The organism is Amycolatopsis balhimycina FH 1894 (genome assembly GCF_000384295.1).
In the GTDB taxonomy this organism is placed as follows: domain Bacteria; phylum Actinomycetota; class Actinomycetes; order Mycobacteriales; family Pseudonocardiaceae; genus Amycolatopsis; species Amycolatopsis balhimycina.
Genome location: NZ_KB913037.1, coordinates 5,238,676 through 5,256,730, shown reverse-complemented (window position 1 = coordinate 5,256,730; position 18,055 = coordinate 5,238,676). Strand labels below are relative to the sequence as shown.

General features: G+C 66.8%; 15 protein-coding genes and 1 tRNA gene. 5 read left to right on the top strand and 11 right to left on the bottom strand.

What is annotated here, in order from left to right; all coding sequences use genetic code 11:
• Positions 1-14 precede the first annotated feature (14 nt).
• A complete protein-coding gene (locus tag A3CE_RS0123485; protein WP_020642561.1) occupies positions 15-503 on the bottom strand; it encodes an NUDIX domain-containing protein in 489 nt (162 codons plus the stop codon).
• A gap of 133 nt (positions 504-636) precedes the next feature.
• On the opposite strand from A3CE_RS0123485, the gene A3CE_RS0123480 reads away from it, so the two are divergent.
• The 5 genes from A3CE_RS0123480 (at position 637) to A3CE_RS51530 (ending at position 2,941) form a co-directional block, all read left to right on the top strand.
• Positions 637-849 (top strand): hypothetical protein, encoded by a 213-nt coding sequence (locus A3CE_RS0123480; RefSeq protein ID WP_020642560.1) that lies wholly within the window; start codon positions 637-639, stop codon positions 847-849.
• Positions 846-1,145 (top strand): hypothetical protein, encoded by a 300-nt coding sequence (locus tag A3CE_RS0123475; protein WP_020642559.1) that lies wholly within the window; start codon positions 846-848, stop codon positions 1,143-1,145. The genes A3CE_RS0123480 and A3CE_RS0123475 overlap by 4 nt, the downstream gene beginning before the upstream one ends.
• A 49-nt stretch (positions 1,146-1,194) precedes the next feature.
• Positions 1,195-1,392, top strand: a complete 198-nt coding sequence (locus A3CE_RS51540; RefSeq protein WP_245589576.1) for a hypothetical protein — start codon at positions 1,195-1,197, stop codon at positions 1,390-1,392.
• Between the two features lie 3 nt (positions 1,393-1,395).
• Entirely contained in the window at positions 1,396-2,193 is a 798-nt protein-coding gene (locus A3CE_RS0123465) for a helix-turn-helix domain-containing protein (RefSeq protein WP_020642557.1), read from the top strand.
• A 133-nt stretch (positions 2,194-2,326) separates the two neighbouring features.
• Positions 2,327-2,941 (top strand): tyrosine-type recombinase/integrase, encoded by a 615-nt coding sequence (locus tag A3CE_RS51530; protein ID WP_084641735.1) that lies wholly within the window; start codon positions 2,327-2,329, stop codon positions 2,939-2,941.
• A 139-nt stretch (positions 2,942-3,080) separates the two neighbouring features.
• Here A3CE_RS51530 and A3CE_RS53590 read toward each other — a convergent pair whose 3' ends face one another.
• The 10 genes from A3CE_RS53590 to dnaA all read right to left on the bottom strand — a co-directional run bounded on the left by A3CE_RS53590 (position 3,081) and on the right by dnaA (position 17,485).
• Positions 3,081-3,890, bottom strand: a complete 810-nt coding sequence (locus A3CE_RS53590) for a hypothetical protein (protein WP_020642556.1) — start codon at positions 3,888-3,890, stop codon at positions 3,081-3,083.
• Between the two features lie 1,522 nt (positions 3,891-5,412).
• Positions 5,413-5,486: transfer RNA gene (locus A3CE_RS0123450), tRNA-Ile, on the bottom strand.
• 49 nt (positions 5,487-5,535) lie between these two features.
• Positions 5,536-6,213: a DUF3566 domain-containing protein gene (locus A3CE_RS0123445; protein ID WP_020642555.1), complete on the bottom strand. Its 678-nt coding sequence runs from the start codon at positions 6,211-6,213 to the stop codon at positions 5,536-5,538.
• Between the two features lie 47 nt (positions 6,214-6,260).
• A complete protein-coding gene (gene gyrA / locus A3CE_RS0123440) occupies positions 6,261-8,798 on the bottom strand; it encodes a DNA gyrase subunit A (protein ID WP_020642554.1) in 2,538 nt (845 codons plus the stop codon).
• 51 nt (positions 8,799-8,849) lie between these two features.
• Entirely contained in the window at positions 8,850-10,817 is a 1,968-nt protein-coding gene (gene gyrB / locus A3CE_RS0123435) for a DNA topoisomerase (ATP-hydrolyzing) subunit B (protein WP_020642553.1), read from the bottom strand.
• A 197-nt stretch (positions 10,818-11,014) separates the two neighbouring features.
• Positions 11,015-11,569, bottom strand: coding sequence for a DciA family protein (locus A3CE_RS0123430; RefSeq protein ID WP_020642552.1), 555 nt, complete (start codon positions 11,567-11,569; stop codon positions 11,015-11,017).
• A gap of 196 nt (positions 11,570-11,765) precedes the next feature.
• Complete coding sequence (gene recF, locus A3CE_RS0123425) at positions 11,766-12,920, bottom strand: DNA replication/repair protein RecF (protein WP_020642551.1); 1,155 nt, start codon at positions 12,918-12,920, stop codon at positions 11,766-11,768.
• Between the two features lie 9 nt (positions 12,921-12,929).
• Positions 12,930-13,820, bottom strand: a complete 891-nt coding sequence (gene gnd, locus A3CE_RS0123420; protein ID WP_020642550.1) for a phosphogluconate dehydrogenase (NAD(+)-dependent, decarboxylating) — start codon at positions 13,818-13,820, stop codon at positions 12,930-12,932.
• A 33-nt stretch (positions 13,821-13,853) separates the two neighbouring features.
• Complete coding sequence (dnaN, locus tag A3CE_RS0123415) at positions 13,854-14,987, bottom strand: DNA polymerase III subunit beta (RefSeq protein WP_020642549.1); 1,134 nt, start codon at positions 14,985-14,987, stop codon at positions 13,854-13,856.
• 851 nt (positions 14,988-15,838) lie between these two features.
• Positions 15,839-17,485: a chromosomal replication initiator protein DnaA gene (gene dnaA / locus A3CE_RS0123410; protein ID WP_020642548.1), complete on the bottom strand. Its 1,647-nt coding sequence runs from the start codon at positions 17,483-17,485 to the stop codon at positions 15,839-15,841.
• Between the last annotated feature and the right edge of the window lie 570 nt (positions 17,486-18,055).

Below are 18,055 nucleotides of genomic sequence, written 5' to 3'. Positions count from 1 at the left end.
ACCCAGTAACCAGACTACTGCGCTATGCGCCTGCCGTCCTCACATATCAGCAGCTCACCGGCGCGCGCAGCGTCGAGGGCAACCGCAATCCGGCGCGCGAGGATCGGCTTCAGGCGCGATGCCGCGGTGTCGAGCGGCAGCAGCTCCGCCGACAGGATCTCGGGGTCCGTGATCGTCAAGGCCTTGATCTCGGCCTCGGCGACCAGCCCGCCGTCGAAGACGTACGCCATCCCCTCTGGCATGCGCGAGTCGTCCGGGATGTAGTCGATCACTAGCAGGTTGCCGAGCGGCCGATCGATGCCGACCTCTTCCGCGACCTCCCGGGCCGCCGTGCGCCAGGGCGGCTCGCCCTCTTCGCACGCTCCACCGGGGATGTCCCAATGCGGCTTATACGACGGCTCGACGAACAGCACGCGGTCGGCCTCGTCGCGGAAGAGGACGCCGGCGGACATGCGCTTGCGGTTGAGCGAGCGCACGTACTCGTCGAAGGGGAGTAAGTCCACGAGGCGAGGCTACCGGCGGCGAGCGACCTCCCGCTGATCTATGCCTTTCACGCCTAGTTCGTGTGCGTTGACCTGCTGAAATCATGGTTACCGGCTGTGTTTTGTGTGTCCGGATTCGACGACAGTTGATCAGGTGACGGCACAAGACGGGGGCTCGACCGGACGCGAGGACCGGCCGACGTTCTGGTGCGGCGGCTCGCTGTTCAACACCGGCGGTCAGCGGCTCAACGAGATCGACTGGAGCACGACTCAGCACCCAATGAAGCACGCTGACATGACCGATGCTGACTGGGAGCAGGCTGCCGCTGCGCTTCGGACGTTCGAGGTCGAGCGGGGACTTCGATGACCACGCTGGAAGACCGCCCGGTGAGGCAAACGGCCGGCCCTCGGCGAGATTTCTGGGAGTGGCACGAGTTCACCGACGGCGACGGCTGGGCGCACCTGTACCTGCACTCGGAGATGGCGAACCCGCGGCTCGTGCTGCTGCTGCCCTGGTGTCTGATCAACGATCCGTTTCCGCTGGAGCACGACCGCCCGAGCGTCAGCCGCGGTCGGGTGATCCCGAAACCCGGCCGGATATGCCCCGTCTGCGCGAGCCAGAACGAGCACCGACAAATCGAGGTGCCGCATGCACGCGCGTGATCGCGAACTGCTGGCCGGCCTCTCGAAGATGAACTCTCGGATTGGGAGCGTGACGGTCGAGCTGCTGACCCTCCAGGCGAACGACGCGCGCTATGCGGCGGCGCTGCGCACGCTCGCCCGTCAGCTGGCGCAAGTCGGCGCCGCGCTGGCTCGGCGCGCCAGCGAGTTGGACGACGGCGACATCGATCTCGTGAATTTGTTGGATGCCCCGAGCGAAGACGCTCAACGACTGAACGGAGCGGGTTGAACCGTGACCGACGCTGCACCCCGGCCTGCCCTCATCGCGCTCGCAGACGGTCTCCGCGACGCCCGTACCCGCCGCGGGGTCGGCCTCCGCCGGCTCGCCGACATGATCAATCTCCACCCGGGAGTGCTGTCGAGTTTCGAACTCGGCAAACGCATACCGCCGGACACGACCGTGGCGCACATCCTCGGCGTCCTACGCTCGCCGACCGCCGTGTGCGATCAGCTCGTCGACCTCGCCCGTCGAGCCCACGAACGAGACTTCATCGACCACGCCGGGCGCGCCGAAGACCTCTTACGGACGACGTACGAGCAGCGGTCGACGCACGTCTTCGAGTGGTCGCCGACCCTGATTCCGGAGGCTCTGCAGACCGTCGAGTACGCCCGCGCGCTGCGGGATACTGGCCTGGTCGAGCCCAGCCCTGACGTCGGCCGCCGATCGCTTGCCCGGACGGTCCAGGAGCTCACTTCGCCGACGGACACGGGGCCGCGACGCACCTACCTGATCGGCGAGGCCGCTACTCGTTCCGATTTCGGCTCGACGGATGAGTTCCGCGCCCAGCTCGACGCGGTGATCGCTCTGACGCGCCACCCCCGTATGTCCGTCTGTCTCGTTCCGGCAGTCGAGTGCCCGCCCGGCCTGGTCGAGCGATTCACCCTTTACGAGAACCGTGCTGGTGCCTTCACGGTCGCCGTGCCACACCACCGCGGAGCCGTCTTCATCACGCACGAAGACACCGTGACGGCCTACAGGAAGACCGCCAAGGCGCTGCAGCGCCACGCCACCGACACCGGGTGGCGTTGACCAGCTCCCGGCCGGCGCGTCCTGACCTCCCTCCAGGCGGCGCGCTGGCCGGGTTCCACCCACGCGTCATTCGCCGCGCACACGTTCCCGCCGAAGCTCTAGCCTGGCTGAGGCACCCCGATAGAGGAGTCTGATGACCACGACGAAGGCTTTCACGTCAGAGCGGACACAAGCCGTCTTCGAGGCAGCCTGTGCCTTCGCCGGGCTCGACGCGGCTGGCGCGAAGCGGGTCCGATTCGGGGAGAACGCCATCTTCCGCCTGGCCGACAATTCGGCCGTCGTCCGCGTCGGACGCTCGATCCCCGCGGCGACGAAAGAAGTGCTCGTCGCCGGCTGGCTCGCAGAGAACGCCTTCCCCGCTGCCACGTCGTTACTCGGCGCCGAGCAGCCGTTCATCGAGGACGGATTACCCGTCACCTTTGCGCGCAGATTGGCCGGAGACAACTGGGAGGAGAACGGGTTGGTGTTCGCGTCAGCGGTCGGTCGCGAGCTGGACGCAGCCAATGTACGCCGAGCGTTCCGACGGGTGCTCAAGAAGGCCGGGCTTGTTCCGGCCGACTGGACGCCACGTGAACTACGACACAGCTTTGTGTCTCTACTCTCAGACAGCAGCATGGAGCTGGAAAAGATTTCACGACTAGTGGGCCACAACGGCACCACCGTGACTGAGAAGGTTTACCGCCACCAACTGCGGCCAGTGATCCAGCACGGAGCAGAGACGATGGACAGGATCTTCACCAGCATGTGAGCCGTACTTACGACTTCAGTAGCCGGCCCGGTCTCAGCAGCGACCGGGCCGGCGATTTCAGAATCACGCGGAGACTGTTCGGGCGTCTGTACTCCGGCTCTCCGGATGCTTCCAGCCGAGGGTCCGGCGTATCCCACTGTCAGTGCGCGATAGTCGAAAGTGACGGCGAGGGGCGAAAGCCAACGCGACGAATGATCGACCGAAGCTGCTCAAGGTCGAGGTTTAGCTCGGTTGGCAGATGGTGAAAGTCATAGCCGCTGCGGTCAAGAATGCTGACCACTTGCGCCAACGGCACGAACAGTCTCATTGGCGTTTCTCCCTGCGCGTAGCGGCGCACAGTGCGTAGGTATGGCGCGAGATCTCCGCCAAGCTGGTCGCGATGGTAGGCCCGCTCATTTACCGGCAACTGGTCCCAGGTGGCCGCAGCCTTCCTGGGCGCCGGCCCGGTTGCGCTTGCATACAGGTTGTCATCGACAGCGTCAGGCAGTAGACGAGCCAGGCGCCTCAATGCCGGCTCACTTGCAGTCAAGATCTCCAACAGCTCGTTCTGGCGACGTCGGCGCTCGCGGACCGGTGTCACATCTCGATTGCCAGCTGCGGAGGTGTGACCAGCCTGCAAGCGAAGGTAGCGCTGCTCCGCCGCTTGGCGACTGCGCAGTGACAGTCTTTCAGCGATGTCAGCCCAACTCATTTTCCGTTCACGGGCCCCGCTGATGAGGCGTAGCTCGATCTCTTCCAGCTGATGTTGCGCCAAGGTGATCAGCTGCAACGCGTCGCCGACTTCGTCCGCGCCCACCTGCTCCGAGTAGGGACTGTTCGGCGTGCTGATCTGGTGCAACAGTTGCGTTAGCTTGCCGGGACGCATCACAAAACGGCGGATGCCGACACGGCGCGCGAGACGGCTTGCACGCTCAGTGAGTTCGGCCAGGTCACCAGTGGTGAGCCTCATGATCAATCCACCCTTGACGTCAACGGGACATTGACAGTGTAGGTCAATAGTTTGTTGACCGATCCACTCTCCCAACTTACCCGCAAGTAACTTCTCGAGAACGGTCGCGCCCGCAAGGAGGGTTCACCCTGGGCCATGACCAGCAAGAAGTCGCACACGAGCAAGCAACCAAAAGTCCACAAAAACACGCTTCGGCGTTTAACCGTCACACTTCGAAGTCATCTTCGGATGTAAATGTGTCGCTCATCACACTCGCGTCATCCCGCTACGTGCCGCATGATGACGCCAACAACCGAATAGCACGAATGAGGCTATTACCAGACAGGGTGCCCGTTCGCTAGAGATACACCCATTCGGCCTAAGATGTACTAGATCGTCGAAGGTCCGACATGGAAAATCCGCCGGCCGCACCTACGCAGTGCGAACCGACGGATCTCCGTTTACGTGTACCTGTCACCTCCGTGCTTTTAGTTGTGTGGTGTACGACCTAGCGGCGTCGGTTCCGGGCTCCAATCCAGCCGACAGCTAAGCCGAGTAACAGCCGTGAGGCCCTGGCGACCCATGTCAGGGCCTCATTGTTTGAGGCCTCTGCCCAGAGTTCAGCGGCGGTAGCTGCGCTCTGGGTGACGCGAAGGATCCGGACGAGCCGATCGCGACTGGGACCCTCCGGAGCACCACCGTGAGGCGGGCCGATCGAAGAATCCTGCGGGTCATCCATGGGGGAAAACCTCTTTCCCGGCGTGGTTCTGGGAGGTTTCACGCCGCGGCAGGGAAAGCTCCCCGCGATCGGGAAAGAGCAGTCGCCTTTCGGTGATCCGCTGAGCAGTCACCTTACAGTGCGGGGGTGACGCAGTGCATGCACCGTCACCTCGGACGTGTCTTCCCACAGGAAGATTCACGCCGCCTTCACGTCGAACCCCGGCGGCAGTTCGGGGCTGCGCCCCCGGACCTAGTGGCGTTTCGTTACGCTAACCAAATTTCTGACTAGGTCATATAGCGAGAGCTGTCCCGAATTTGACCTTATTCATCTTGGCTCTACAAGCGAGCTTGCCGATGGTCAAAAGGTGTCGCATTTACTTTAAGTGATACTTTTCGGGCGCACCACCGCGAGGAGTGACGCCTACTGTGATGCACATCTCGACCTCGGCGGCGTGATCCGGCCAGCTCTCACCCGGTCTTGACGACGCGGTCAGTCCACTGCACGTTACTAACGCGAACAGGCCATGCCCGTTCTGTGATTCATCGATGCGTCTGATGGGGCACAGACAGCTTCGAAAGCGCGCCAGCCCGGTCGGTGCGCACGGGCCTTGTCTGATCTGACACCCCCGGCGAAGACGGTGACCGAGATGCAGTTACTCAGCCAGTCGCGCGTCCCTGGCCCGTCCGATCAGCTGTGAAATCCACCGAGATAGATCTAGTCAGGCAGGCGACAGGAAGCCGATCAGACTGGTAGTCAGGCACCTAGCCAGGCAGGTAGCAAAAAGCCCGGTCCACCAACGTGGTGAACCGGGCTTGACCTGCGTGGGCCTACCAGGACTTGAACCTGGGACCTCTTCGTTATCAGCGAAGCGCTCTAACCACCTGAGCTATAGGCCCTCGAACGAGAAGAACCTTACAGGACCCCCGAAGGGGTCCTGCAACCGGGTTACTCCCGTTCCGACAGGGTGACCTCAAGGCCTCCTGCGAGGTCCGCCGACACGTTGTAGATGAACGCGCTGACCGTGGCCAGTGCCGACACCAGGACGATGTTGATCGCTCCCAAGATCGCCGCGATGCCGAATACGCGGCCCGCGCTGATCAGCGGTTCCGAGGACGCGTTCGCGCCTTCGCCGCCCACCAGGGACGAGTACGTGCCGTTCAGTTTGTCCCAGACGCCCATGCCGTCGAGGACCGTGTACAGCACGCCGACCGCTACCAGCCAGACGAAGAACATTGCCACGCCCAGGACCAGGGACAGCTTCAGGACCGACCACGGGTCGAACCGCTTCACCTGCAGCGAAGCCCGGCGGGGCCCTCGGCCCGGGCGCCGCAGGGCGCTCGGGCGGGCTCGCTGGGTCGATGCCGAGGGGACGGCCGCCGCGGAGGGCTCGCCGGTTGGTGGGGTGTCGGCGCCGCCGAAGAGGCGGGGGGCCGCGCTTCCTGTCACCACCGGGCGCTCGGCGGGCTGTGTCTCGTCGGCCGCCGGCTCGGGTTTGTAGAGTGCCTCGTCCGTGGCCAGCTTGACCGTCGCTTCGGCGTCGCCTTCCTTGTCGACCCGCTGCCAGGGCGGGCTGGCCGCAGTCCCGTTCGAACCCGCTGCCTCGGGATTCTCGGATGGTGTCACGAAGAGTCAGTCCTTACCCGTGCCGTGGGGCGCTGTCCGCAGTGAACTTACTGCTCCGACGGCGCCGTCGTTTCTTCACCCGCTTCAGGTGTTTCCGGAGCTTCACCATTGGCGACGTCCGAGGGCTCGTCCGCGTTGCGTGCGACCGCGAGAAGAGTGGTGCCTTCGCCGAGATTCATCAGCCGGACCCCCTTCGTCTGCCGCCCTGCCTTGCGTACGTCGCCCGCCGGCGTGCGGATCACGCCGCCGCTCGAGGTGATCGCGTAGAGCTCGTCCTCGGCGTCGACGATGAGCGCACCCACCAGCCTGCCACGTTTCCGGTCGTGCTGGATGGTGAGCACACCCTTGCCGCCGCGGCCCTGCACCGGATAGTCCTCGATCGGGGTGCGCTTGGAGTAGCCGCCGTCCGTCGCGACCAGCAGGAACTTGCCCTCCTTGACGACGCTGACGCCGAGCAGCTCGTCGCCGTCGTTGAAGCGCATGCCCATCACGCCGGACGTCGGGCGGCCCATCGGCCGCAGCGCCTCGTCGGTCGCGTGGAAGCGGATGGACTGGCCCTCGGCCGACACCAGCAGCAGGTCGTCCTCGGCCGCCGCCAGCACCGCGCCGACCAGCTCGTCGCCTTCGCGCAGGTTGATGGCGATGAGGCCGCCGGAGCGGTTGGAGTCGAAGTCGGTGAGCTTGGTCTTCTTCACCAGGCCGCGCTTGGTGGCGAGCACCAGGTACGGCGCGACCTCGTAGTTCTTGATCTGGATGACCTGGGCGATCTGCTCGTCCGGCTGGAACGCCATCAGGTTCGCCACGTGCTGGCCGCGCGCGTTGCGGTTGGCCTCGGGCAGGTCGTAGGTCTTGGTCCGGTAGACCCGGCCCTTGTTCGTGAAGAACAGGATCCAGTCGTGCGTCGAGCAGACGAAGAAGTGCTGGACGATGTCGTCCTGCTTCAGCGTCGCACCCTGCACCCCCTTGCCGCCGCGCTTCTGCGAGCGGTAGAGGTCGGTCTTCGTTCGCTTGGCGTACCCCGTGCGGGTGATGGTGACGACGACGTCCTCGACCGCGATGAGTTCCTCGTCGGTGACGTCGCCGCTGAAGCCGATGATCTTGGTGCGCCGGTCGTCGCCGTACTTCTCGACGATCGCCATCAGCTCGTCGCGGATGATCGCGCGCTGCCGCTCGGGCTTCTCGAGGACGTCCTTCAGGTCGGCGATCTCGAGCTCGATCTCGGCCAGCTGGTCGATGATCCGCTGACGCTCCAGGGCGGCGAGGCGCCGCAGCTGCATGTCGAGGATCGCGGTGGCCTGGATCTCGTCGACGTCCAGCAGCTCCATCAGGGCCGGCCGGGCCTCGTCCGCCGAGGGCGACCGCCGGATGAGGGCGATGACCTCGTCGAGCATGTCCAGCGCCTTGACGTAACCGCGCAGGATGTGGGCCCGCTCTTCGGCCTTCCTCAGGCGGTACTTGGTCCGCCGGACGATGACCTCGACCTGGTGCTTCACGTAGTGCCGGATGATCTGGTCGAGCCGCAGCGTGCGCGGCACGCCGTCGACCAGCGCCAGCATGTTGACGCCGAAGTTCTGCTGCAGCTGGGTGTGCTTGAACAGGTTGTTCAGCACGACCTTCGCGACCGCGTCCCGCTTGATCGTGACGACGATCCGCATGCCGGAGCGGCTGTTGGACTCGTCGGCGATGTCGGAGATGCCGGTGAGCTTTCCGTCGCGGACCAGGTTCGCGATGTTCTCGACCAGGTTGTCCGGGTTGACCTGGTACGGCAGCTCGGACACGACCAGGATGGTGCGGCCCTTCGCGTCCTCCTCGACCTCGACGATCGCGCGCATCCGGACCGAGCCACGGCCGGTGCGGTAGGCGTCCTCGATGCCGGACGTGCCGAGGATCATCGCCTTGGTCGGGAAGTCCGGGCCCTTGATCCGGACCAGCAGCGCGGCCAGCAGCTCGTCGTCGGTCGCCTCCGGGTTCTCCAGCGCCCAGACGACGCCCTCGGAGACCTCGCGCAGGTTGTGCGGCGGGATGTTCGTCGCCATCCCGACCGCGATCCCGGAACCGCCGTTGACCAGCAGGTTCGGGAACCGCGATGGCAGGACGTCGGGCTCCTGCGTCCGGCCGTCGTAGTTGTCGGAGAAGTCGACGGTGTCTTCTTCGATGTCGGCCAGCATCTGCATGGCCAGCGGCGCGAGCCGGGACTCGGTGTACCGCATGGCGGCCGCGGGGTCGTTGCCCGGCGAGCCGAAGTTGCCCTGCCCGTCGATCAGCGGGTACCGCAGCGACCACGGCTGCGCGAGCCGGACCAGCGCGTCGTAGATCGCCGAGTCGCCGTGCGGGTGGTAGTTGCCCATGACGTCGCCGACGACGCGGGAGCACTTGTTGTAGCCACGGTCCGGCCGGAAGTTGTTGTCGAACATCGAGTACAGGATCCGGCGGGCGACCGGCTTGAGGCCGTCGCGCACGTCCGGCAGCGCGCGCGACACGATCACGCTCATCGCGTAGTCGATGTAGGAGCGCTGCATCTCCTGCTGGATGTCGATCGGTTCGATCCGATCGTGGTCCGGAGCCGGCGGCAGAGTTTCCGTCATGAGGTCCTTCTCGGGTGCGGAGGCCTAGCGGGGGCGAGGAACGGGGGACGCCTACACGTCCAAGAAGCGCACGTCCTTCGCGTTGCGCGTGATGAACGAGCGGCGTGCCTCGACGTCCTCACCCATCAGGACCGAGAACAGGTCGTCGGCCTGAGCGGCGTCGTCCAGGGTGACCCGGCCCAGCAGCCGGTTGGCCGGGTCCATCGTGGTCTCCCACAGCTCTTCGGCGTTCATCTCGCCGAGACCCTTGTAGCGCTGGATCGCGTCGTCCTTCGGGAGCCGCTTGCCTGCTTCGACACCCGCGCGGATGACGGCGTCGCGCTCGCGGTCGGAGTAGGCGTACTCGGGGTCCGCCCGCGGCCACTTGATCTTGTACAGCGGTGGCCGCGAGAGGAAGACGTGGCCGTGCTCGATCAGCGGCGTCATGAACCGGAACAGCAGGGTGAGCAGCAGCGTGGTGATGTGCTGGCCGTCGACGTCGGCGTCGGCCATCAGCACGATCTTGTGGTAGCGGAGCTTCTGGAGGTCGAACTCGTCGTGGATGCCGGTGCCGAGCGCGGTGATCAGCGACTGGACCTCGGTGTTCTTGAGGACGCGGTCGATGCGGGCCTTCTCGACGTTGATGATCTTGCCGCGGATCGGCAGGATCGCCTGGTACATCGAGTCCCGGCCCTCCTTGGCCGAGCCGCCGGCCGAGTCACCCTCGACGATGTAGAGCTCGCACTCCTCCGGCTTGGTGGAGCGGCAGTCCTTGAGCTTGCCGGGCAGGCCGCCGATGTCGAGCGCGCCCTTGCGGCGGACCAGGTCACGCGCCTTGCGCGCGGCCATCCGTGCCTGCGCCGAGGAGATCGACTTGTTGATGATCGTCTTCGCCTCGGTGGGGTTGCGCTCGAACCAGTCGGCCAGCCATTCGTTCGACTGCTGCTGCACGAACGTCTTGGCCTCGCTGTTGCCCAGCTTGGTCTTCGTCTGGCCCTCGAACTGCGGCTCGCCCAGCTTGATCGAGACGATCGCGGCGAGACCCTCGCGCACGTCGTCACCGGTCAGGTTGGTGTCCTTCTCCTTGAGCAGCTTCTTGTCGCGCGCGTAGGTGTTGACGACGCGGGTCAGCGCGGCGCGGAAGCCCTCTTCGTGGGTGCCGCCCTCGTGGGTGTTGATCGTGTTGGCGAACGTGTAGACCGACGGCGTGAACCCGTTGTTCCACTGCATCGCGACCTCGACCTCGAGGCCGACGCCCTTCGCGTCGAAGGAGATCACGCTGGGGTGGATCGGGTCCTTGCTGCCGTTGATGTGCTTGACGAAGTCCTCGAGCCCACCCGGGTAGCAGTAGACCTTCTCCTTGACCCGGGCGACCTTGCCCTCGGCGTCGGCTTCGGTCTCCTCGTCGGCGACGCGCTCGTCGCGCAGGGACAGCGTCAGCCCCTTGTTGAGGAACGCCATCTCCTGCAGCCGGCGCGAGATGGTCTCGAAGTTGTACGTCGTGGTCTCGAAGATGCTGTCGTCGGCCCAGAACGTCATCGTCGTGCCGGTCTCGGTCGCCGGGCCGAGGTCCTCGAGGGGTCCCGGGATCTGGTCGGTGTACAGCTGACGCCAGCTGCGGCCGCCGTACTTGACCTCGGCCAGCAGCCTCGTCGAGAGCGCGTTCACCACGGAGATGCCGACGCCGTGCAGGCCGCCGGACACCGCGTAGGAGTCGCTGTCGAACTTGCCGCCCGCGTGCAGCTGGGTGAGCACGACCTCGATGGTCGGCTTGTTCTCCTTGGGGTGCATGTCGACCGGGATGCCGCGGCCGTCGTCGACGACGCGCACCCCGCCGTCGGCGAGGAGAGTAACCTCGACCTTGGTGGCGTGCCCGGCCATCGCCTCGTCGACGGAGTTGTCGACGACCTCCTGGACGAGGTGGTGCAGCCCGCGTTCACCGGTGGAACCGATGTACATGCCGGGGCGCTTGCGGACCGCTTCGAGGCCTTCGAGCACCGTGATCGACGACGCGTTGTACTCGCTCTTGTTCTCGGTCACCGGCGTTGTTTCTCCTCGTCTCGCCCGAGCGGACGCTCGCTCCCTCCCAGTGTACTTGGCCGCGTCCGCTGACATGCGGCAAGGACACCCCTGAACGCGTCACAGACGGACGAAATCGGTTCGAGCCGAGTCTTGACGTATCTCGGGAGGTCTGAATGCGTTCTCGGGGCATTCAACCGAGCATCACGCAAGCCGGGTCAGCCGTACGTGTCACGAGGGCCGCGGCCCGGCACGTGACGGGGCCCTTTGCGCCAGCTCGGGGCGGTCGGGCCCTGGATCCGCATGCGCTTGACGACGCCGTTCCCGACCCCCGCCGCGATCTTGTGCAGCAGCTTTCCCTGCAGCAGCCGCAGCTGGGTGGCCCACGCCGTGGAGCTGGCGCGGACGGTCAGCTCGCCGTCCTTGAGCACGATCGGCTGCGCGTGCTCGGCGACGTCTTCGCCGACCAGGCGCGCCCACTGCGCGAAGACACGGGCAGTCGTGACGCTCTCGTTCCAGCCGCGGTCCCTCATCAGCCGGGAGACGAGCTGACCGAGCGGCTGCGGGTCGCGCGCGTCCGCACCCGGTCCCGACCAGCGGCGGCGGCGCGGGTTCTGCCCCCCGCCACCGACGGCGCGACGCCGGTAACCCGGGGACGTGCCCCGCTCCTTCGCCTTGGCCTTCGCGGCCTCGAGCGCCGCGTGCGCGAGGTCCCGGCCTGTCGACGCCTGCCCATTCGGAGCAGTGCCATTCTCACTCTGCGTGCTCGACACGGCCTTCCCGTCCGGGTTATCCCCCGCGCGGGGGGTGTCAAGCGGCCGATTCGGCGTTTTGGTGACGCGCGGCGATAACTCGGGCACGGGTTTATCCACACTGTCCACAGGTTTGTCCCCAGATCGGTGGGTAACTGCTGTGTCGGCGATCACACCGGGTGCTCGACTCGATCTTGCCGCCCCTTGTTCGCGCTGCTCAGCCACCCGAAATCTCACCATCCGCCACCACGAACCGGCGCCCGGCCAGCTCACTGGGCACGTCTTCGTCGACCGCGGCGGTCACCAGCACCTGTTCGGCACTCGCGGCCACCTCGGCCAGCCGGGCCCGGCGCTTGCGGTCCAGCTCGGCGAACACGTCGTCGAGCAGCAGCACCGGCTCGCCCGCCTCCGCGCGCAGCAGCTCGTAGCTGCCGAGCCGGAGGGCGAGCGCGAACGACCACGACTCGCCGTGACTCGCGTAGCCCTTGGCCGGCGCCTCGCCCAGGATCAGCTCCAGCTCGTCCCGGTGCGGGCCGACCAAGCTGATCCCACGCTCGAGCTCGGCCTTCCGGGCTTCTCCGAGCGCCTTGAGTAAGACGTCCTTGAGGACCTCGGGTTGCGCGCGTTCACCATCCGGTACGCCGTACGTGTCGGGCAGGGCCCCACCCAGTGACGACCGGTAGGAGATCTTCGCCGGCCGCGAGTCGGGCGCGACCCCCATGTACGCCGAAGCCGAGTACGGCTCGAGGTCCGCGACGAGGTTCAGGCGCGCGGCCAGCAGCTCCGCACCCGCCACCGCGAGGTGGTCGTCCCAGACCTCGAGCGTCGACAGCGCGTACGGGTCTTCGCGACCCGTACGTCGCTTTCCTGCCGTTTTGAGCAGGGCGTTCCGCTGCTTCAGCACCTTCTCGTAGTCCGCCCGGACCCCGGCGTACCGCGGCGCGCGCAGCACCAGCAGCTCGTCGAGGAACCGGCGCCGCTCTCCCGGGTCACCGCGCACCAGCGCCAGGTCCTCCGGGGAGAACAGCACCGTGCGCAGGATCCCGAGCACGTCACGCGGACGGCCGACCGCACCGCGGTTGACCCGCGCGCGGTTCGCCCGGCCGGCGGTGATCTCCAGCTCGACGGTCAGCTCGCGGTCGTCGTTGATCACCGCGACCCGGACCAGCGCGCGCTCGCAGCCGTGCCGGATCAACGGCGCGTCCGTCGCGACGCGGTGCGAGCCCAGCGTCGCGACGTACCCGATCGCTTCGAGCAGGTTGGTCTTGCCGCGACCGTTCTGGCCGACCAGCACGGTCGGCCCGGGTTCGAGGGCGAGATCGGCCTGTGGCCAGGAGCGGAAGTCGGTGACCTGCAGATGCCGCAGATACACCAGTACTCCTTACCCGCCGGCCTTCTTCACCGCGTGCCCGCCGAACTGGTTGCGCAGCGCGGCGACCGCGCGCATCGCGGCCGAGTGTTCCTGCCGCGAGGCGAACCGCGCGAACAGCGCGGCCGAGATGACCGGCGCCGGCACCGCGTTGTTGATCGCCTCTTCCAGCGTCCAACGGCCTTCGCCCGAGTCCTCGACGTAGCCTTCGAGGTCGTCCAGCTCCGGGTCCTCGTCAAGCGCGCGCACGAGCAGGTCGAGCAGCCAGGACCGGACGACCGTGCCGCGCTGCCAGCCCTTGATCACCGCGGGCACGTCCTTGACGACCTTGGCCGCCTCGAGGAGTTCGAAGCCCTCCGCGAAGGCCTGCATCATGCCGTACTCGATGCCGTTGTGGATCATCTTCGCGTAGTGACCCGCGCCGACCTCGCCCGCGTGCGAGAAGCCTTCCTCGCGCGGGCCTTCCGGGCGCAGCGCGTCGAAGATCGGCATGGCCTTCTCGACGTCGGCCGCGGTGCCGCCGACCATCAGGCCGTAGCCGTTCTCCTTGCCCCACACGCCACCGGACACGCCGCAGTCGACGTAGCCGATGTTCTTCGCGGCGAGCAGGTCGGCGTTCAGCCTGTCGTCGGTGTACTTCGAGTTGCCGCCGTCGATCACCATGTCGCCCTCGGCGAGCAGGTTGCTCAGCTCGGTGACGGTCTGGCGAGTCGGGTCGCCGGCCGGGACCATGATCCAGACGATCCGCGGGGCGTCCAGTTTGGACACCAGGTCTTCGAGCGACGTCGTGTCGCTGACGTCCGGGTTGCGGTCGTAGCCGACCACTTCGTGACCGGCCGCACGCAGCCGCTCACGCATGTTGAAGCCCATCTTGCCCAGGCCGATCAGACCGAGCTGAACCATGAGATCCCCTTACGTGCTAACGAGAATTGCGGGTCAGCCCGGCAGGCGGACCGGCATCAGGAGGTAGAGGTAACCGGGGACGACGTTGCCCTCGGGGTCGGCGGGCTTGATCAGCGCGGGCCGGTTCGGCGTGGTGAACGTCAGCTCCGCCCGGTCGCTGTGGAGCGCGCCGAGGCCGTCGACGAGGTAACCCGGGTTGAACGCGATCGTCACCGGCTCACCTTCGTACTCGACCTGAAGCTCCTCTTCGGCGCTTCCCTCGTCGTCGCCGCCCGCGGACAACCGCAGCGAGTTGTCCCCGAACTCCAGTCGTACCTGAGTCCCCCGCTCCGCCACCAGTGAAACGCGCTTGATGGCCTCGGTGAGCGTGGACACGCCGATGACCGCGCGTGAGGTGTGCGACGCGGGCAGCAGCTGGCGGTACGGCGGGAATTCCGCGTCGAGCAGCCGGGTCGTCGTGTAGCGCCCGGAACCGGACAGGCCGAGCAGGCCTTCGCCGCTGGCGAGGGCGAGGCGGATCGTGGCGCCGCTCGCCCCGAGCGTCTTGGCCGCTTCGGCGAGGGTGCGCGCCGGGACGAGCACCGCGGCGTCGGCCAGCCCCTCGGCGGGCTGCCAGGTGAACTCGCGCATGGCGAGCCGGAACCGGTCGGTCGCGACGAGGGTCAGCGAGCTGCCGGAGATCTCGAGCCGCATGCCGGTCAGCATCGGCAGCGTGTCGTCCTTGCCCGAGGCGACGACGACCTGGGTGACGGCCTGGCCGAAAGCGTCGCCGGCGAGCTCCCCGGCGAAGGCGGGCTGGGACGGCAGCTGCGGGTAGTCCTCGACCGGCATGGTCGGCAGGGAGAACCGCGCGGTGCCGCACGTGATGGTGGCGCGCGCGCCGTCGACGGAGATCTCGACCGGCTGTGCGGGCAGCGCCTTGGTGATGTCGGCCAGGAGACGCCCGGAGACCAGCAGGCGGCCGCCGTCGGCGATCGTCGCCGGGACCCCGACCGTGGCGGAAACCTCGTAGTCGAAGCCCGAGACCGTCAGCGCGTCGGTGTCGCCGTCCGAACCGGCGTCGAGGAGGACACCGCCCAGCACCGGCACCGGAGGCCGGGAGGGGAGGCTTCTGGCCACCCACGCGACGGCGTCGGCGAGCCCGTCACGCTCGACGCGGATCTTCATGCGCGCATCCTTTCGACGATCGAGCCCACTACGGGCTCGGGCCAGGCCTCGTTCTCGCGGGACAGTGACCGGCTGCCCCCTCCGGCCGGTCCGCCCTCCGCTTGAGCGGCCGGAGCGCGGACCAGGTGCAGGCATCCACGTTAGGCCGTCGCGGGCGCCGACGTCACCTCGGCCTCCCGTTGACTTTGTCGACATGACGACTCAATCTCGCGGCTGTCCCCAACTTCGTCGATCGCCTGTTTTTGTTTTGTTCTCTCTTAGAAGAGATCTAAAGGCAGTAACAGTAGTAAGCGTTGTGGATTGTGTGGATTGAGCTCGTTTGCGCAGGTCGGACGGCTCGCGGGCATGTGGAGAACCATGGTGGTGAACCTGTGGGCAACTCGGGGCGTCCGTGGATGGTTTCGGCCATCCCCCGTTTCGTCCACAGTCATCCCCAGTTGTCCCCACAGTTGTCCCCAGGTGTGAGGCGATCTGTACCCAGGGTCTGGGGGTGCACGGCGGGGTCCGAATCGCCCTTCCGAGTGACCGGGCCGTCCTGTGTACAGCTTGTGGGCAACCTGGGGAATCCGCGTGGACAACGGTGTGGATTTCCTGTGGACGGCCTGTGGGCGGGGTGTGGACTGATCCGGTGTCGTCGCTGGTGGGAGATCCGTTGGCACTGTGGGCAATCTGCCCACACCATGGGGAAACTTCCTTGTGTACAAACAATTTTCGCGACTTTGCGAAGCGGGCGTACGCGCGCTTCAGACACTCCAAAGACGACTGTGTCCATAAAAGACTTCACTCGAAGACGACGAAGGGGCGTCCACAGTGAGCGGACGCCCCGAAGTCGTTGCGGGATAAGGGATGTGCTACTGGCGGGCGCGCTGCTTGATGCGCGACGTCAGCTCCTGCACCTGGTCGTAGATCCGCCGGCGCTCGGCCATCTCCTTGCGGATCTTCTTGTCCGCGTGCATGACGGTCGTGTGGTCGCGGCCGCCGAACGTCTGCCCGATCTTCGGCAGCGACATGTCGGTCAGCTCGCGGCAGAGGTACATCGCGATCTGGCGGGCCGTGGCGAGCGCCTTCGTCTTGCCGGGACCGCACAGGTCGTCGAGCGTGACGTCGAAGAACTCGGAGATGACGCCCATGATGGTCGGCGCGGTGATCTCCGGGGCGTGGGAGTCGGGGATGAGGTCGCGCAGCACGATCTCGGCGAGCGCGCTGTCGACCGGCTGCTGGTTCAGGGACGCGAACGCGGTGACCCGGATCAGTGCGCCTTCCAGCTCCCGGATGTTCGCCTCGACCCGCGAGGCGATGAACTCCAGGACGTCACCCGGCACGGCGAGCCGATCCTGCGCCGCCTTCTTCCGGAGGATCGCGATGCGCGTCTCCAGTTCGGGCGGCTGGATGTCGGTGATCAGGCCCCACTCGAACCGCGTCCGCAGCCGGTCCTCCAGCGTTTCGAGGCGCTTGGGCGGCCGGTCGGAGCTGACGACGATCTGCTTGTTCGCGTTGTGGAGGGTGTTGAAGGTGTGGAAGAACTCTTCCTGCGTACCTTCTTTGCCTTCCAGGAACTGGATGTCGTCGACGAGCAGGATGTCTATGTCGCGGTAGCGCCGCTGGAAGGCGACCTTGCGGTCGTCGCGCAGCGAGTTGATGAAGTCGTTAGTGAACTCTTCGGTCGAGACGTACCGGACGCGCATGCCCGGGAAGAGCCGTTGCGCGTAGTGGCCGACCGCGTGCAGCAGGTGCGTCTTGCCGAGCCCGGACTCACCCCAGATGAAGAGGGGGTTGTACGCACGGGCCGGCGCTTCGGCGACGGCGACCGCGGCCGCGTGCGCGAAGCGGTTGGACGCGCCGATGACGAACGTGTCGAAGGTGTACTTCTCGTTCAGCTTCGTCTTCGACGTCTGCGGCTGCGCCGGTGCGGTGTACGGCTGGCCGGCGATCGGCTGGCCGGAGAACGTCGGCCAGATCTCGTGGACCGCGGCGAGCGCTTCGCCTTCTTCGTCCACCTCTTCATCGGTGTCGTCGCCGTCGTCCGGCTTCGGCCCGGCTTGGTTGTGCGGCAGATTGTGTGAGAGTTCGTGCGCCAGTCGTGGCGGCATCGGCGGCGCGGGTTCGGCCGGGCGCGGCGGTGGCAACATCGGGTTGCCGTTGTTCGGCAGGGGCGGCGCGGCTTCGAGGCTCGCGCCGTTTTCCACTCGGCCGGGTGACGGCGCGTAGCGGGGTGCGGGAGCCGGGGCGACCGCTTCGGTGTTGTCGACCTTCACCGCGAGGGAGATGACGCGGCCGAGCCGCCGGGAGAGCGCGTCGGTGATCGCGCCGCGCAGCCCGCGTTCGATCGCTTCCTTGGCGAAATCGCTGGGCGCCGCCAGCAGCGCCGTGCCGTCGAGCAGGCCGATGGGCCGGGTCACGCGCATCCAGGCGCGCTGCTGGGGGGACAGGGTCCCGTCGGACAGTTCGCGTACCACCTGTTCCCAGATGACGCCCAGATTGTGCTGGTGTTCCGACACCTGTCTGGCTCCCCTCCCCTCGTCGGCGTGGACGGCCGATCCGCTCCCGGAACGCCCTGGTCACTCCACCCGGCGATCACAGGGAGCCTGTCCGCGCACCGGCACAGCGAATATCCACATAGTTGTCCACAGCTGTGCACTAATGTACGGCGACCCGCGGTGCCGCCACCTGCGGGCTCGTCGTACGCCGGTGGGCACTCCACCACCCGGATACTCGTGCACCTCGACCGGTGACCCGAGAGAGGCACGCTAACAAGCCCTGCTCGCGGCCACAAGGCATCCTGGGCCGCAAGCATTTCACGGTGTACGCCGCGTTGCCATTCGGTGCCGCGGCGTCGACGATCGCGGGCCCGCTCGCCCGTCGCGTACGGTGGCCGAGGGGGTGCTTACCGGCCGCCCGACGGGGGTGCGTACCCTCGTAAGGTCTCCCGTATGCGACGGGTGCGTTTCGCGTGCCCACGTTGTCGTCGCTCGTCGTGACGAGGCCACACGTTGGTAGGAGACACCAGAGACTGCCGTGCGCCCGCACGACACGCCAGGCGGGGAAGGAATTCTTCCCGGGCCGGGCGG

Excerpts from the sequence above, each read along its gene's own strand:
- A3CE_RS0123475 (WP_020642559.1), top strand. The coding sequence starts at position 846 with ATGACCACGCTGGAAGACCGCCCGGTGAGGCAAACGGCCGGCCCTCGG.
- A3CE_RS51530 (WP_084641735.1), top strand. The coding sequence starts at position 2,327 with ATGACCACGACGAAGGCTTTCACGTCAGAGCGGACACAAGCCGTCTTC.
- A3CE_RS53590 (WP_020642556.1), bottom strand. The coding sequence starts at position 3,890 with ATGAGGCTCACCACTGGTGACCTGGCCGAACTCACTGAGCGTGCAAGC.
- gyrA (WP_020642554.1), bottom strand. The coding sequence starts at position 8,798 with ATGACGGAAACTCTGCCGCCGGCTCCGGACCACGATCGGATCGAACCG.
- gnd (WP_020642550.1), bottom strand. The coding sequence starts at position 13,820 with ATGGTTCAGCTCGGTCTGATCGGCCTGGGCAAGATGGGCTTCAACATG.
- dnaN (WP_020642549.1), bottom strand. The coding sequence starts at position 14,987 with ATGAAGATCCGCGTCGAGCGTGACGGGCTCGCCGACGCCGTCGCGTGG.